The organism is Paenibacillus sp. J2TS4, assembly GCF_018403245.1.
In the GTDB taxonomy this organism is placed as follows: Bacteria; Bacillota; Bacilli; order Paenibacillales; family NBRC-103111; genus Paenibacillus_L.
The window spans coordinates 265,412-281,109 of record NZ_BOSH01000008.1; the positions used below are offsets into that span (position 1 = coordinate 265,412).

18 protein-coding genes are annotated in these 15,698 nt (G+C 49.2%); 8 read left to right on the forward strand and 10 right to left on the reverse strand.

Translation table 11 applies throughout. The annotated features are described in order from the left end of the window. Window positions 1-75 precede the first annotated feature (75 nt). The 3 genes from KJS69_RS18340 to KJS69_RS18350 form a co-directional block, all read right to left on the reverse strand. The gene (locus KJS69_RS18340; RefSeq protein ID WP_213585237.1) at window positions 76-1,128 is read right to left on the reverse strand and encodes an ABC transporter substrate-binding protein; all 1,053 of its coding nucleotides are present in this window, start codon (window positions 1,126-1,128) and stop codon (window positions 76-78) included. Window positions 1,129-1,684: 556 nt separating this feature from the next. Continuing rightward, window positions 1,685-2,116 (reverse strand): hypothetical protein, encoded by a 432-nt coding sequence (locus KJS69_RS18345; protein WP_213585238.1) that lies wholly within the window; start codon window positions 2,114-2,116, stop codon window positions 1,685-1,687. Window positions 2,117-2,131: 15 nt separating this feature from the next. Continuing rightward, complete coding sequence (locus tag KJS69_RS18350; RefSeq protein WP_213585239.1) at window positions 2,132-4,372, reverse strand: PrsW family glutamic-type intramembrane protease; 2,241 nt, start codon at window positions 4,370-4,372, stop codon at window positions 2,132-2,134. A 397-nt stretch (window positions 4,373-4,769) separates the two neighbouring features. On the opposite strand from KJS69_RS18350, the gene KJS69_RS30485 reads away from it, so the two are divergent. The 3 genes from KJS69_RS30485 (at window position 4,770) to KJS69_RS18360 (ending at window position 6,108) form a co-directional block, all read left to right on the forward strand. After that, window positions 4,770-5,309 (forward strand): helix-turn-helix transcriptional regulator, encoded by a 540-nt coding sequence (locus tag KJS69_RS30485; RefSeq protein WP_249730590.1) that lies wholly within the window; start codon window positions 4,770-4,772, stop codon window positions 5,307-5,309. 57 nt (window positions 5,310-5,366) lie between these two features. Then, window positions 5,367-5,738 carry a WYL domain-containing protein gene (locus tag KJS69_RS30490; protein ID WP_249730591.1) on the forward strand — a complete coding sequence of 124 codons (372 nt, stop codon included), beginning with the start codon at window positions 5,367-5,369 and terminating at the stop codon, window positions 5,736-5,738. Between the two features lie 106 nt (window positions 5,739-5,844). Beyond that, window positions 5,845-6,108 (forward strand): zinc ribbon domain-containing protein, encoded by a 264-nt coding sequence (locus KJS69_RS18360; RefSeq protein ID WP_213585240.1) that lies wholly within the window; start codon window positions 5,845-5,847, stop codon window positions 6,106-6,108. Between the two features lie 80 nt (window positions 6,109-6,188). Here the strand turns inward: KJS69_RS18360 and KJS69_RS18365 are convergent, their stop codons facing one another. Then, complete coding sequence (locus tag KJS69_RS18365; protein ID WP_213585241.1) at window positions 6,189-6,938, reverse strand: SDR family NAD(P)-dependent oxidoreductase; 750 nt, start codon at window positions 6,936-6,938, stop codon at window positions 6,189-6,191. A 189-nt stretch (window positions 6,939-7,127) separates the two neighbouring features. Between KJS69_RS18365 and KJS69_RS18370 the strand changes: the two genes are divergently transcribed. Genes KJS69_RS18370 through KJS69_RS18380 form a run of 3 tightly spaced genes read left to right on the forward strand, consistent with a single transcriptional unit; the run spans window position 7,128 to window position 8,399 of the window. Beyond that, window positions 7,128-7,709 carry a TetR/AcrR family transcriptional regulator gene (locus tag KJS69_RS18370; RefSeq protein WP_249730592.1) on the forward strand — a complete coding sequence of 194 codons (582 nt, stop codon included), beginning with the start codon at window positions 7,128-7,130 and terminating at the stop codon, window positions 7,707-7,709. 34 nt (window positions 7,710-7,743) lie between these two features. After that, the gene (locus KJS69_RS18375; protein ID WP_213585242.1) at window positions 7,744-8,085 is read left to right on the forward strand and encodes a DMT family transporter; all 342 of its coding nucleotides are present in this window, start codon (window positions 7,744-7,746) and stop codon (window positions 8,083-8,085) included. Continuing rightward, the gene (locus KJS69_RS18380) at window positions 8,085-8,399 is read left to right on the forward strand and encodes a DMT family transporter (RefSeq protein ID WP_213585243.1); all 315 of its coding nucleotides are present in this window, start codon (window positions 8,085-8,087) and stop codon (window positions 8,397-8,399) included. The genes KJS69_RS18375 and KJS69_RS18380 overlap by 1 nt, the downstream gene beginning before the upstream one ends. Before the next feature lie 110 nt (window positions 8,400-8,509). Here the strand turns inward: KJS69_RS18380 and KJS69_RS18385 are convergent, their stop codons facing one another. From KJS69_RS18385 to KJS69_RS18405, 5 genes are all read right to left on the reverse strand, one after another. Next, window positions 8,510-8,962, reverse strand: coding sequence for a hypothetical protein (locus KJS69_RS18385; protein WP_213585244.1), 453 nt, complete (start codon window positions 8,960-8,962; stop codon window positions 8,510-8,512). Between the two features lie 248 nt (window positions 8,963-9,210). Continuing rightward, window positions 9,211-9,438, reverse strand: coding sequence for a DUF1128 domain-containing protein (locus KJS69_RS18390; protein ID WP_213585245.1), 228 nt, complete (start codon window positions 9,436-9,438; stop codon window positions 9,211-9,213). Window positions 9,439-9,699: 261 nt separating this feature from the next. Continuing rightward, complete coding sequence (locus KJS69_RS18395; RefSeq protein ID WP_249730593.1) at window positions 9,700-10,062, reverse strand: DUF4383 domain-containing protein; 363 nt, start codon at window positions 10,060-10,062, stop codon at window positions 9,700-9,702. A 113-nt stretch (window positions 10,063-10,175) separates the two neighbouring features. Continuing rightward, window positions 10,176-10,817 carry a YigZ family protein gene (locus tag KJS69_RS18400; protein WP_213585290.1) on the reverse strand — a complete coding sequence of 214 codons (642 nt, stop codon included), beginning with the start codon at window positions 10,815-10,817 and terminating at the stop codon, window positions 10,176-10,178. A 136-nt stretch (window positions 10,818-10,953) separates the two neighbouring features. Beyond that, a complete protein-coding gene (locus tag KJS69_RS18405; RefSeq protein ID WP_213585247.1) occupies window positions 10,954-12,309 on the reverse strand; it encodes a glucose-6-phosphate isomerase in 1,356 nt (451 codons plus the stop codon). Window positions 12,310-12,356: 47 nt separating this feature from the next. On the opposite strand from KJS69_RS18405, the gene KJS69_RS30015 reads away from it, so the two are divergent. Then, window positions 12,357-12,488, forward strand: coding sequence for a hypothetical protein (locus KJS69_RS30015; protein ID WP_283777473.1), 132 nt, complete (start codon window positions 12,357-12,359; stop codon window positions 12,486-12,488). Window positions 12,489-12,599: 111 nt separating this feature from the next. Beyond that, the gene (locus tag KJS69_RS18410) at window positions 12,600-13,490 is read left to right on the forward strand and encodes an NAD(P)-dependent oxidoreductase (RefSeq protein WP_213585248.1); all 891 of its coding nucleotides are present in this window, start codon (window positions 12,600-12,602) and stop codon (window positions 13,488-13,490) included. A gap of 74 nt (window positions 13,491-13,564) precedes the next feature. On the opposite strand, the gene tkt is transcribed toward KJS69_RS18410, so the two are convergent. After that, the gene (tkt, locus tag KJS69_RS18415) at window positions 13,565-15,568 is read right to left on the reverse strand and encodes a transketolase (RefSeq protein ID WP_213585249.1); all 2,004 of its coding nucleotides are present in this window, start codon (window positions 15,566-15,568) and stop codon (window positions 13,565-13,567) included. Window positions 15,569-15,698: the final 130 nt, after the last annotated feature.

Below are 15,698 nucleotides of genomic sequence, written 5' to 3' on the forward strand. Positions count from 1 at the left end.
CACGATGTAAAAACCTCCTGCCCAACAAAATAAAGGAGCGGGGACCTTATTAGATCAGCCGCTCCCTGGCATGGCTTATTTTGAATCATTCAAAATGTTGTTCTTATCCTGAACCTTGTCTTTCATGGAATCGGTAATCTCGACCCCTTGGTTTTTAGCGGCTTCGACATTAATAATCAAGTCTAGCTTATCCGGGAGCGTCACCTTCATGTCTCCTGGGTTGGCTCCGTTCTTGAGAATTTCAACGGCCATCTCTCCGGCTTGATAACCATGGTCGTAATATTTAAAGCCATAGGTAGCAATGGCGCCTTTTTCCACCGTATCGCGGTCACTAGAGAAGAATGGAATCTTCTTTTCATTAGCTACTTTAATGATCGCGTCTGCAGCACTGACTACGGTGTTGTCCAGAGCAATAAAAATCGCATCTGCGCTTCCAACGAGCGATTCTGCCGCCTGCTTCACTTCCGAAGTATTCGTCGCCGCTTTACGGACCAGGCTGATATTATGCTTCTTCAAGGCTTCTTCCGCCTTATCGATCATGACTACAGAGTTCGGTTCCCCTTCGTTGACAACCGACCCGACCGTCTTCACATCAGGGAACTCCGCAGCGATGAAATCCATCAGTTTGACAATCGCCTCCGGATTGTAATCGGCCGATCCGCTAATATTGCCACCAGGCTTGTCCATATTAGAGATAAGCTTGGCTCCAAGCGGATCGGAAACACCCGCAAACAGAACCGGCGCGTCTTTAACCTGCTGAGCGATCGCCTGAGAGGTCGAAGTAGCAATGGACAGGATCAGATCCTTCTTATCGGCTGCCATTTTTTGCGCAATAGACAAGTTGTTAGGCGGCTCATTCTGAGCATTCTGATAATCGAGCTCCATATTCTTGCCTTCTTCATAGCCATTATCCTTCAGTGCGGCCAGGAAACCTTCACGAATAGCATCCAAAGATGGATGTTCAACCAATTGAGCAATCCCGACTTTGACCGATTCGGTTTGTTCCTGCTTCGGTGTACCTGTCCCCTCCGGCTGAGGTGACGCTCCCCCGGAATTATCTTTGCCTCCACAACCTGCAAACAAAAGAGGCACCGCAATCATTAATGGAAACAATTTTCTAAGCTTCATCTTTATACTCTCCCCTTATTCGTTTAAACTTTCAACGCGCAAAAGTATTACAGTTATCTTATTATGCTTTCCGGTGCCCGTCAATCATTGAACGAATAGTTTTTTTATCCTTTTTCTCAGATGTCCCTAATCAATTAGTGTCCCTTAGGATCTCGCTTCCGAAAATGCCTGCAGCCTATCCAGCCGAGATTCACTCCGGTAAGCAAGGTAAAGAGAAGCTTACTTCCCGGCGCTCACACTTATATTCCTTTGTCGTGGCTTTGGACTATTATCCCCTTGCCTCAGCAGAAGGGACGGATAGCATTCATTAACCTGATTCCATTCTTCAAGGGGCGCGTCTATCTTCCATCCCTCAAGGTTTCATCTGACTTGACCCTTCAAAGTCCCATACGAATCCATCCTTCAAGGTTCCATGTAGACTCGAAGCTCCCTGCCAAAGGCTACTGAGCGAAAGGGATAATGGTCAAAAAGGACGGAGAAAGAGATAAAGATACGGATTTCCCAAATCATTGGTAAAACAGAAAGGGCGGAAAATTCCGCCCACCGTTCAAAGTAATTAATTATCCTCCATCTCCATTTCCAGGCTCCCACGGATTTTTATAAGATTCCCCTCTCTAAGTTCCACCTCCATCTCCATTTCTACGGGTACACCCACCCCAAGCGCGCCGAAATCACAAATACACGAGTATTTATCCAAAACTTCAAGTACCCTTCCTACAGCCACAATATGCGGCGAATTCTCGATGGGCTGCTGATGAGAAGGTGTTTCTGCCTGCTCAAGCAAGGTGCATTCCGTTACCATTTGAATATTTATCTCCACTTGCAACCGATCCCCTACGGATAGACGGGTTGACGGCTCTCCCGCCTCCAGATATTCGTCATGCTGGAGGAAGTGACACCAAACCGATAAGTTCCTGCTTTCCAGTAAAATTTTCGCTCTCCGTTCATATCCGTCGGCCCATAGCTGCTCTATCGTAACTGTTTCCATACCGCTCCCCCTATTCTATTGAAGCTTGCCAAAGGATTTCGGATCACTCGGCATCATGGTCTGCAGCTTTCCATCCTTCATGATCACAACAACCCCTTTTTTTGCTTTTTGCGCACCTTCCACGAAATAAATATCTTTACCATCCACATGTCGATGCATGGAACTTTGGGCGACCCGCTCCGCCTGATTGGTAAAGTTCTCAAAGCCCTTTACACTAAGCTCAAAGTCCGACGGATCGACGCCAAGTCGCTGAGCTAACGAAGGGATCCGTTCCGGGTACTTCTCCCAATAATCAGCAAAATGCCGGATTCCCTGATTCGTTCCATCAGGGAGCACTCCCCAACTATCGCTGGACGGACTTTCCTGCATAGCCTGGCGCACCTCCGGGTTCACCCTTTGCCCTTCGCCGCCGCTACCGCTGTCGCCGTCTTTGCCGCCACCGTTGTCGCCACCTTTGCCACCGCTGCCGTCGCCGCCTTTGCCGCCACTGCCGTCGCCGCCTTTGCCACCGCTGCCGTCGCCGCCTCTGCCGCCTCTGTCGTCGCCACCTTTGCCGCTACCGCCGGCGCTGGCTACTGGCGTATCGGGGCTGCGGCCAGAACCAGGCCCGTGATGGCTAGGGCTCGGCGCCACGATATCCTTCGCTTTCTTGCCTGCCGCAGAGCCATCGACCATTCGCCACAGCCGCTCTTCCGCCCATTTGCCAAGCCTGCCTACCGGGAGCCGGTTCAGCGCAAGCTCCGTCCCAAGTGAGATGGCTTCGGAAGGAGACAGCAGCCGCTTCGGATCGCGAATATTCGCCGCTATCTCGTGCCCGCTCCCCGCAATGCCGCTAACGGTCATGGCCATACCTACCGCAGGCCAGAACTCGACGAACAGCAGCGCGGTGGCAAAAGCGATCAGCAATACCGCTCCCTGCTCGTACCATTCGAGCCGGTCCCACCAGCTCTGCAGGCCGTCGAACAGGCAGGAGAAACAGGCGTTCTCGGCCCCCGTCGCCCTGAATCCGCCGTCTTTTAACAGCAGCAGGACGGCAAACAGACCGGCGGCGACAATTAACGGCTTATAAAAGCGATAAACCGTGTTCCTGAGAGAAGGCAGAAGTTCCTTTGCTTCGGACTTTCCATACAGCAGGGTAAACCCGAGATCCTTCCTCTCCCGGTAAAAATGCATCAAAATCCCCGCTTTGCCTCTATCGGTAAAGATTGCCTTTCCCATGCTCCACAGCTCGGACAGAGGCTGCAACACTCCTTCGCCCGCCAATAGGGGAAGCTGCCTGCGCACCTTGTTCAGCATCCAGTAGTCCAGAATTATAGCCGCAGCGAGCATAACGAGAAACAACGGTTTGGTGGAATAGCCGCTGCCAAGGAAACTATGGAACTCCCTTAACCATTTCGGCATCCCGTATTGACCGTTAAACATGGCGTGATCCAACGTTCCCCATGTAAAGAAGAACACTGGGACCATATAACTATAGAAACCGATTCTTTGGAAAAATCTTACCGCAAACCCGATCGACAATGCAATCATGGACGTATGTACAGCATGACTTACCGTCATGTTCAAGGGAACAAAGCTCTCTTCCAAATAACCGGGAAATAGCTCGAACAAATTCCAATGCAGCGTCTGCCCTCCCAAAAATGAATAGCCGTACTCAAAAATCCCCCCAGTCGTCAGTCGGCGGGCCGCTTCCTCCATAAATTGAAACCCTGCTCCGGAAGCGGCCCCTATAAGCGCATAATCACTCAAACTAAGGGAAGTAGCCCGCCGCGAGAGAAATAAATAAACCGCCAGCGGGACAAGCTTGAGTAATTCCTCGGCTATCGGCGTAATAACGGCAATGCTCCATATATCCGATGTTCTTCCCCCGAACAGGTCATGCAGTCCCGTTACAATTAAAGCTGTAAAGGGAGTAACGAAATAAGCCCCAGTCAGAAAGAAAATCATATATTTTTTCCAGGGCAGCGTCTTTCCCCGACACAAGATCCAGAATTGGATGACTACATAGAAGGACCACAAAAATTGAACAACCATTTTGCGGGAGGCCGGAAACAAAATCAGGCTCAGCACCAAAACAGAGAGCGCGACCCAGCAATAAATAATGTAGAGCTTCACCAGAACAGGATACTTCTCCAACACCCTTTTGCCCCATGCATAAATGGCCTCCGCAGCCGATCTTATCCGCGATCGGATTTTCCTCCACCAGCTTAAACCGTCTAATCCATCATCCGCCATAGCCAGTCCCTCTCCCCTCATCCTGCGTTCCTCATTCAAGACAGTCCTATTCATATTGCCTTTCTTAAATAATAAGCTTATAAAATTGACACTAATAATCATGCTTATAATTCACCGCGAAACGTCAATGCACCGTTAAAAGACGGCGACAGCCGTTTACGCTTGATTCCTTCAACAAATGTTCAGCCGGTCAAACACGAATTAAGGATAGCCCCTAGGATAACACCGTTAATTTCTTATGTCTTCCTACATTTGCCGCAATTTTCAGGGAGAAACGATTCGCACTTTTATAGTAGATAGTCCATTTGTCCCGGTTCATAGGAGCTCCCACTGCCTCCCTTTATTGGGGCGACTTTGCTATATTATAGGTAATCGCAAACGCGAGATTCAGAAAAAAAGTCCGATGGGAGGGCTTTATATGAGGCTGGACCGGCTTCTGGCTATTACGATGATTCTGATCAATAGAAAAAAAGTCCCCGCCAAGGAACTGGCGGAAATGTTCGAGGTCTCCCCCCGAACGATCTACCGCGATATCGAGGCGATTAATCAGGCCGGTATCCCCATTGTCAGTTATCCGGGAGCCAATGGAGGGATTGGAATTGTCGAAAGCTATAGATTAGATAAGAACGTATGGACCCCGGATGAGCTTGCATCGATAACCGTAGCTCTCCGAAGTATTTCCTCCTCTTACCAGGATGCTCAATCCGATCTGGCGCTCGAAAAAATAAAGACTCTGATTCGGGACGATGAGATGGAAAGCTTTGAATCCAGGACCGCACATTTATTTATTGACTACAGTCCCTGGAGCAATGACCCTGAGCATAAACAAATGATTACCCTTCTGCAGGAAGCGGCCCGCAGCTCGCGAGTGATTACCTTTGCCTATCGGAGTGCCGAAGGGACTGTCACTGAACGGAAAGCAGAGCCCCATACCCTCGTTTTTAAGGGTCAGAAATAGTATCTTTACGCCTTTTGTCGTACCAGACAGCAATTCAGGTTGTTTAAAGCTGTCCGCATGAAAGAGGTCAAGGTACTGCCTGAGTCCTTCCAGCGCCATAATATTCGGCCTGAAGAAATCCCTTGGGATAAGGATTGGAATCAGTCACCGACTATGATCCGCCTTACCATTAAGTTCCGGCCGGAGGTAAGAGGCTTGGCGGAAGAATGGTTCGGACCGTGGAAGATTAACGAAGCGGGCGACGGATCGTTTACGGTTGAAGTGGATTATCCGGAGAACGATTGGCTTTATGGCTTCATTCTAAGCTTTGGAGATAAAGCGGAGGTCATCAGCCCCGACAAGGTTCGGGAGCAGCTTCACCGGATAGCCTCAGGCATCGTCCGCTGCTACGGCCCTTCCTTCTCTTCCAATTCGTCTACACAACGTTGACATAAGGTTGTCAGCTTTACAATGTTAAAATACAGATACATCAAGGATTACTATTTAACAGCATGAAATTTATTCTTACTAACGATTAATAAGGAGGAAACAAAGCATGAAGTCACAACATTGCCAAAGCTGCGGAATGCCTATGGAGGAGCCGCAAAGAGCAAAAGAAAAGGATGGAACGGTCAACGAGGAATATTGCCTCTATTGCTATGAGGAGGGCCAATTCAAACAACCGGAAATAACCATGGAGCAAATGATAGACATCTGCGTTCCCTTCATGAAAGAAAGCGGTATGCCTGAAGAGCAGGCGCGTGCCCTTCTGCAGCAGCAGCTTCCGACGCTGTCCAGATGGAAAGCGGCCGAAGCCTAATCTAAAGCCGCAGACGCTAATGAGCGGCTGCGGCTTTATTGTTCTTTTATTTGGAATGACTGGAGTAGTCCGGTCGGCTGTTACTTCGCTATATAGCCCCCATCAATAACGAGCTCAATCCCTGTAACAAAGGAGGATTCGTCCGAAGCCAGGTACAGGGCTCCGTAAGCTATGTCCTCCGGCTTGCCTAAACGGGGAAGCGGCGTTTCTTTCTCAAAGCTATCCTTATACTCCTTCATTTCCATCAATCCAGCAGTCATAGGTGTGACTATTATTCCAGGGTGAATGGAATTGACACGAATATTCTCCGCGGCGTATTGAACAGCCGTCGCTTTGGTTAGAACCCGGGTCGCGCCTTTGGAAGCGGAGTAGGAGCTGGCCCCCATTCCGACAATCCCGGCGATGGACGAAATGTTAACGATGGAACCTCCTCCTGCTTTACGCATTTCGGGGATGGCATGTCTCATTCCGAACTGTACGCCGTTCACGTTCACTGCCATGACCTTGTTCCATTCCTCAGCCGGCTCGTTCTCTAACGAATACATAGTGGATATTCCCGCATTATTAATGAGAACATCCAGCTTTCCGAACCTCTCAATCGTCTTGGCGACAATCGCTTTCCATTCCTCTTCATTCGCCACATTATGCTTGAGCCCGATCACTTCTCCTCCGGCTTCGGCAATTTTGCTCACTGTTTGATTCAATACTTCCTCATTTAAATCAGTGGCGACTACCTTCGCTCCTTCTTTGGCGAACAATTCCGCCGTAGCCGCTCCCATTCCCATAGCGGCTCCGGTCACAATCGCTACTTTCCCTTGAAGTCTGCCCATATCAATTACCCCTTTCTCTTTTTTCCGCTGGATATATTTTCATAGTATCCGATAAGCTCTACTCCCTCAAGATGGTTACATGGGACGGTCATTAAATAATTATGAACTTTTATAAAATGCCGATCCGTTATTGACACCTGATAAAAACTGTGAGAAGATCGACCTAACGACCGATAGGAAGGCGGGAGAATGATGACTTCTCAACGAATAAAGGAAGTGGCATTAACCCATTTTGCCAAACAAGGCTACGAGGGGGCTTCCCTTGCCAATATTGCAGAGGAAGTAGGAATCAAGAAGCCCTCTATCTACGCCCATTACAAAGGTAAAGATGACCTGTTTCTGAGCGTTATCCCGGAGGTCGCGGCGGATGAGCTTGATTTTGTCGTTCAGTACCTGGAGGAGAGCAAGGATGTTCCTTTAGAGGAGCGGTTATATCAGCTGCTAGTCCAATACCAGTACCGCTTTGAGCATCATGACAAGTCCCGGTTTTGGATGCGCGTCATTTTCTTTCCTCCTACACACCTTCATGAAGAAGTGATGAGCTATTTGTACTTCTACTTGGATAATTTGGAGAGTCTGGTCATTCCTGTTTTTGAAAATAATATTAACGAAGGAAAAATTCAGCCGGTCGGTGCCGAGCGGGCTGCTGTCGCTTATATCGCTCTGATGGACAGCGTCCTTGTCGAAATGCTGTACGGAGGACGGGACAGGTTCGCCAAACGGTTAAGTGCTTCCTGGTTTCTTTACTGGAAGGCTCTAACCAACGATTAAACGCAAACAATCATCTCAAGGAGGGAACCGATCTATGAATCGAAATTGGACGTACGTGCTCATAGCCGCTTTATTCGAAGTCGGGTGGGTCGTCGGCCTTAAACACGCCAACAATATACTGGAGTGGACAGGAACGGTTATTGCTATTATCGTTAGCTTCGGATTACTCATTCTTTCCGGTAAAAGATTGCCTGTCGGAACCGTATATGCCGTATTCACCGGGCTAGGTACGACAGGAACGGTATTAATGGAATTTCTTGTTTTTGGGGAGCCTTTTAAATGGGCTAAGGTGATTCTAATTATGGTGCTCTTAACAGGAATTATCGGATTAAAGGTGATTACCAAAGAATCAGCTGCGGAAGGAGCGGAAGCCTGATGAGCTGGCTTTATTTAATTTTGGCCGGAGGATTCGAGGTTGTTGGAGTGAGTGGAATTAACAAGGTCAACCGCGAGCGGAACTGGCAGGCTTTTCTATACTTATTAGGGGGCTTTGGCCTCAGCTTTTTGTTCCTTTCCCTAGCTATGAACAGTATTCCGATGGGGACTGCGTACGCGGTCTGGACCGGAATTGGCACCGTAGGCAGCGCGTTGGTCGGCATGCTTATTTATGGAGAACCGAGAAGTGTGCTTCGCATTGTATTCATTGCTATGGTTCTTTCCGCTGCAGTCGGTCTCAAGCTGATTTCCTGATACATCCGGAGCGAGAACTCATTGAGGAATTACAACGAGGCTGATAAGGGATGATCATACCTTGGCAGCCTCATCATTAACGTAGATATGTTTTATGGATTCCTACAGGGTTACAGGAGCTCATTTAAATATTTGGCATCATTTTTTTCTTTTTGCCCGGCAACCTCAAATTCATAAACAAAAGTGCCGTTCTCTGTTATTTTAAGAGTCGCTATCCTGGACGAGACGAAAATTTCAAGCGTCTTGCGTGCCTGGCTCAAGGACATAGAAGTATTCATCGCCAAATCCGCCACCGTCATGCTTCCTCCTAATTCCAATGCCAGTTTAAGAACAGCGGCTTCCATTCTCTCGTTACGGACAAACCGTTTATGGCGAAATCCTAAATAAATAAACCAGGACCCAAACACAATAGGCAGAACGACAACAATGAAGATAATAATAAGGTCACTAATCGATGGGAATGACGGCTCATCCGATGCCATAACGCCGATTAATAGGAATAAACCGAACAACAATAAGACAGTCCCCACAGTGTAATACATTATCGTTTTCGAATATTTCACATGCTTCTACTCCTTCCCAACCAATGAAAGAGAAATGAATTAAATAGCCCGCTAAGTAATGTATGCCTTCGAAGCATAGTCCTTCTGGACCCTAACAAGGGCGGCGTTCAAGCCTGCTTCTAATTCGCGAACGTTCTTCCTGCTTTGCTTCGGCAAGGTTTACACGTTCTTTGCGGGAAGCCCCGGAACATAAAAGAGGGCCCCTCCCGTCTTATGGAGCCCAGTATCTTCTATGGATTCTCAGGCAGTCAGTTATCTTTGCGGAGTCTTCCCAATTCCGATACAATAGCATCCATTTCGCTGACGCTGAATTGGTTCTTGCTCATGACCAGCTCATAGATATCAACCAAATCTTCATATTTATTATAATCAAAATGGCTCGCCTTAATGGCTGCGCCTGTAGCCACTCTCAGTTTGGTTTTAATGGCCTCGATCATTTGCTCCACTTCTTCAGCCGTACTGCGGGTATTACTCATTTTGGCTGTCATCCTTTCCCTTTTACTATTGTCTAATTGTACCATGGTCCGGCATAAAAATCGCTATATGTATTCCTTTTTCCAGTCATATTTCTTTTTATAATGATTTTGAAGAATAATGAGTTAATCGCTATTTCATCTGGGCTTTGAGGCAGGAATTGTTCCGTCATTACGGGATCTCTTTGCGTTCAAAACAAAAACCCCGCAGCCTCTAACAAGATCAGAAGGCAGCAGGGCTATTGCCGAAGGAACAGGTTTTCGTTAAAGAGCCCTTTTCATTCCGGTCTTCGAATCCCCCAGAACGAACCCTACATAAGTGCCCAAGGCGCCCACCAGAAGGTGATAAATACTTTCGACCATCTGGATATTCATGCTTCCAAATAACCCGGGCGTAAACACTCCCAGTGAACCGATGATCAAATAAATGATTCCAACCATTTTGGCGTACAGCACCGCATAAGATTTCTTAGTCCCCGCCCAGATTCCCCATGCCCCAATAAGTAGATGAATGGCATTGTGTATTGCGTCAAAATGAATGAAATTGAGCAATTCCTTAAAGAAAAAGCCAAAAATACCCAACAGCAAAAAGACGACCCCGGACCATTTGGCAAATGCCCTTATCACAGTCATTCCTCCTTTGAAATAAGCTTTGGGTACAAACATGGACACAATACAGTTTATGAGCAAGCTTGGGCGAAAAATGACTATGCATTCCGATTTTTGCTTTAATATTAAGTTTAAAAAGGGAAGGTTTCATGCTCGATATAAAAAGCTTCACCAAGATTTATTCGTGCCTGGCCTTGGGTAAGATCGGTTATCCATCCGGAGAAATTGTCTGCTTCTTCTTCTATCGGGAGACAGACAAGAGTCACCCGGTCCGTAAATTCGGTCTCTCCTTTAAGAATGCCTTTAAGATGAAGCTCATTCTCCAGCTTTCCCAACCAGTGATAGTCTATATCGATCCTTACCTCGCGATGCAGCACCTTGTGGACAGGAACAGCGGCTTCAATAGCGGCTACCGCTCCGTCGGTATAAGCTCGAATAAGTCCCCCGGCTCCAAGCATAATTCCGCCAAAATAACGGGTAACGACGATGACTATATTTTTGAGCCCCTGGTTCTTCATAACTTCCAGAATAGGCTTGCCGGCTGTTCCACTCGGCTCTCCGTCATCGGACTGCTTCTGAAATTCATCCCTTTCTCCGATGAGATAGGCCCAGCAATTATGGGTCGCCGACCAATGCTCCTTACGAATCGCTTCTACAAATTGCAGAGCTTCCTCTTCCGTTTGGACCGGCTTGGCATGCCCGATAAAACGGGATTTTTTGATGACGATTTCTTGGGCTCCGCTTTGTTTGACTGTTTTATATTGAGCAAGCATGGGCATTCCTTCCTCCCTTTCCTGCGCTATTCCGTTCTTCTTTTAAACCAAAAGGGCGATCCACCCGCTAAGATGAATCGCCCTCCCAGGCTCCCCCTCTGAATCGGTGGAGCCCATTATTCGGCGTGACAACCGTTTAGCCGTTCAGACGGGCTTCCAGCTCCGCTTTTTCCTTCTCGAATCCCGGTTTGCCGAGCAGGGCGAACATGTTCTTCTTGTAGGCTTCTACTCCCGGTTGGTCGAACGGATTTACGCCCAGCAGGTAGCCGCTGATTCCGCAAGCTTTTTCAAAGAAGTAGACCATATAGCCGAACGTGTAAGGAGTCAGATCGGGCAGCGTGACGATCAGATTCGGCACTTGACCGTCCGTATGAGCCAGCATGGTTCCTTCGAACGCCTTTTTGTTAACGAAATCCATCGTCTTCCCGCTTAAAAAGTTAAGTCCGTCCAGATCATCCTTATCGGAACCGATCACAATCTCTTCGGGAACCTTCGCCACTTGAATGACCGTTTCGAACAGATTACGGGTGCCTTCTTGAACAAATTGCCCCATAGAGTGCAGGTCGGTCGAGAAATCGACGGCGGCCGGGAAGATTCCTTTATAATCCTTCCCTTCGCTCTCTCCGAACAGCTGCTTCCACCACTCCGACACAAAATGAAGGGAAGGCTCGTAGTTGACGAGCAGTTCGATCGCCTTGCCTTTACGGGACAGAATGTTACGAACAGCCGCATACTGGTAGCTCTCATTCTCTTTCAAGCTGGGGTTGGAGTAGGCCTCTCTGGCATCAGCCGCTCCCTGCATCATCGCATCGATATCGATTCCGGCTACAGCAATGGGCAGCAAGCCTACCGCCGTCAGCACCGAGTAACGGCCCCCTACATCGTCAGGAATGACGAACGATTCATAGCCTTCCTCGTCAGCTAACGTCTTCAGCGCTCCACGCGCCCGGTCCGTCGTCGCATAGATTCGCTTGCGTGCGCCTTCCTTTCCGTATTTCTTCTCCAGCAGCTCGCGGAAAATACGGAAAGCGATCGCCGGTTCCGTCGTCGTTCCCGATTTGGAAATGACATTAACCGAAATGTCCTTTCCTTCAAGAAGCTGAAGCAGATGAGTAACATAAGTGGAGCTGATATTGTTCCCAACGAAGTAAACGGCAGGAGTCTTGCGCTTGTCCGCCGGCAGCATGTTGTAGAACGAGTGCGACAGCATCTCGATAGCCGCTCGGGCTCCCAAGTAAGAACCCCCGATTCCGATTACGACAAGCGCATCCGAATCCGATTGAATCTGTTGAGCCGCTTTGTGAATGCGGGCATATTCTTCTTTATCATAATTCACGGGCAGATCGATCCAGCCCAAATAATCCGATCCGGCCCCGGTTCCTTGATGCAATTGGTCGTGAGCAATACGAACGGAAGCTTCCATATTATCTAATTCATGGCTGCCGAAGAAATACAGCGCCTTGCTGTAGTCAAAATGCAGTTTAGTACTCATACTGGGAAATCCTCCTTGTGTTGGCTTCCTCGGGCGGAATTATTCATATGCTAAGAATACTGGCTGGCGCCGGGAAATGCAAGTTCGTCCGCTATCGCTTCCCGCTGCTGGGAAGCCGCCTATGTTGGCAGGAAGTCACGACCCATGTGGAGGGCGAACGCTACCCGAATTCCAGCTAATCCGCATTTATGCGCTTTTCCCGCTATATGAAATTCCCTGTCCCTCAGCTTTTCGCCAAACTTAATATAGTGTTACAATGAAACCAAATGAACCGAAGAGGTGAACCTGTTATGAAAACGATCGGATTTATCGGATTGGGCACGATGGGACTTCCCATGGCGTCCAATTTATTGAAGCAAGGCTACCCGCTCATCGTACATAATCGCACAGCGTCCAAGGCAGATCCGTTGATCGCCGCCGGAGCCCAATGGGCGACCTCTCCCGCTGAAGCGTCCCGCTCGGCGGATGTTCTCTTTACTAATGTAAGCAATGACCAGATCTTGCTGGAAGTAGTCTTCGGTGAAGAGGGAATCCTCCAAGGAGCTCATCCCGGACTCACCGTCATCGACTGCAGCACCGTCTCTCCGGAAACAAGCCGGCGCATTGAAGCCGAATTAGCTTCGAGCGGCAGCGAATTTCTGGATGCTCCGGTTACCGGCAGCAAACCGGCCGCCATTGACGGAACGCTGGTATTTATGGTCGGAGGGAAGGAAGATGTCTTCCACGATCATGCCGATCTGTTCGAAACCTTGGGGAGCAAATCCGTCTATATGGGTCCGTCGGGTTCCGGTTCTTCCACGAAAATCGCTCATAACACGATCGTCGGCATCAATGCTCTCGCCTTGGCCGAAGGAATGGCGCTCGCTGCTAAAGCGAACCTCGATCCGGAAAAGTTTCTAGGGATCGTCACATCGGGCGCAGCCAACAGCAGACAAGCCGAGCTCAAAGGTGATAAAATCATCGACCGCAATTTCGATGTACAGTTCTCTTTGCAGCTGATGCTGAAGGATTTATTGCTGGCCAACGACCAGACCTCCAAGTTCCAGCTGCCACTGCCCCTCCTGCATGCCGCCTCCACCTTGTATCAGATGGGGCTCGGCAAAGGGCTGGGAGAACAAGACTTATGTTCGGTTATTCAATGCTATGAAGAATGGATGAATCGCAAGATCGAAAGAAGTTAACCTCCCACACCATTAAACAACATTTATGACAAATAGGATTAAGAAGGCAGCCGTTTCATCGGCTGCCTTCTCTCTTATTTCAATAGAGCTTTTACTTTAGCCGCCACGTTATCGGCTGTAAAGCCGTATTCCTTCATAATAATGTCGGCTGGGGCGGATGCTCCAAACTGGTCAATGCAGAGCGTATCGCCTTGATCGCCTACATATTTATGCCAGCCGAGAGAAGAGGCCATCTCGACAGCCAGACGGGCCTTGACGTCAGGCAGCAGGACGGAATCCTTGTACTCTTGAGGCTGCTTATCGAACAGCTCCCAGCTTGGCATGCTGACTACGCGAACGCCAATGCCTTGCTCAGCCAGCTGCTTGCGTGCTTCCATGGCCAAGCTAACCTCTGAACCGGTAGCAAGCAGAATCGCTTGAGGCTTGCCTTCCGGAGCGTCCGCCAACACGTATGCACCTTTGGACAGGTTCTCCTTCGCCAATTCTGCCGTCCCTTCCAGGTTAGGCAGTCCTTGTCGAGTTAAGACCAAGGCCACCGGACCTTCTTGGTTGGCCACGGCGAAGCGCCAAGCTTGGCTCGTTTCATTGCCGTCAGCCGGACGCAGAACTTTCATTCCCGGCATGCAGCGGAGAGCGGCAAGATGCTCAATCGGCTCATGAGTCGGCCCGTCTTCTCCTACACCGATGCTATCGTGGGTGAAGACGTAGATGACCGGAAGGTTCATGATAGCTGCCAGACGGATGGCCGGCCGCAAGTAATCGGAGAATACGAAGAATGTTCCGCCGTAAGGCCGGACTCCGCCATGCAGCATCATTCCGTTCACGGCCGCGCCCATTCCGAATTCGCGCACTCCGTAGTAGATATTGCGCCCGCCGTTATCTGCTGCAGTCATATTTCCGCTGCCGGCAATATGAGTGAACGTCGACGACTCCAGGTCGGCGGAGCCTCCGATCAGCATCGGGTAATTTTTGGCAATCGCGTTCAAAGCACTCTCAGACGCTTTACGGGTAGCGATCGCTTTATCCTCAGGCGAGTATACCGGCAGATCGGCATCCCAGCCCTCCGGAAGCTCTCCGTTCACTGCTTGCTCAAACTGGGCGCCAAGCTCCGGATAAGCCTTCTTATATTCAGCAACCATCTCGTTCCAGGCTTGTTCCTGTTTGATGCCTTGCTGCTTTAATTCCTCGAAGTGGGCCCGGACAACATCAGGGACATAGAAATCCTCTTCTCCCTGCCATTCGTAAGCTTGCTTCGTTAATTTAACCTCGTCCTCCCCAAGGAAGGTACCGTGCGCACCGGCGGTGCCTCCTTTGTTAGGACTTCCGTAACCGATAACCGTCTTCACTTCAATAAGGGTCGGACGATAGTCGGCGCGGGCCGCAGCAATGGCTTGATGAATTTCATCCAGATCGTTGCCGTCCTCTACGCGCAGCACCTGCCAGCCATAGCCTTCGAAGCGCTGCTGCACATTCTCGGAGAAGGAAAGATTCAATTCCCCATCGAGCGAAATGTTATTGGAATCGTACAGAATAATTAATTTGCCAAGCTGCAGATGACCGGCCAGAGAAGCCGCTTCACCGCTAATTCCTTCCATTAAATCTCCATCTCCACAGATGGCGTAAGTATAATGATCGACTACATTGTAATTATCCCGGTTGTAGACGGCGGCCAAATGCTCTTCAGCCATAGCCATACCAACAGCCATGGCAAAGCCTTGGCCCAAAGGTCCGGTCGTAGCCTCCACACCAGGAGTATGTCCGTATTCCGGATGCCCCGGAGTCTTGCTTCCCCACTGACGGAAGTTCTTCAGCTCGTCCATGGACAGATCATATCCAAAGAGGTGCAGCATGCTGTACAACAGCATGGAGCCGTGTCCTGCGGATAATACGAACCGATCCCGGTTGAACCATTCCGGGTTCGCCGGGTTGTGGTGCATAAACTTGGACCACAGTTTATAAGCCATTGGCGCAGCACCCATCGGCATTCCAGGGTGCCCCGATTTCGCCTTCTCCACCGCATCGATGGATAGCGTACGAATCGTATTAATGGCTAATTGTTCCAATTGATTAATCGGCATAACAAATCCCCCTACTATTAAATAATTACATAACCAACATCACAACGAGCATTCATTGAACTCCAACTGCTTAAAGCCTGCAGTGTTGCAGGTAGTCGCAGCTTGATACCTCATCGTCACCGGCTTCTTT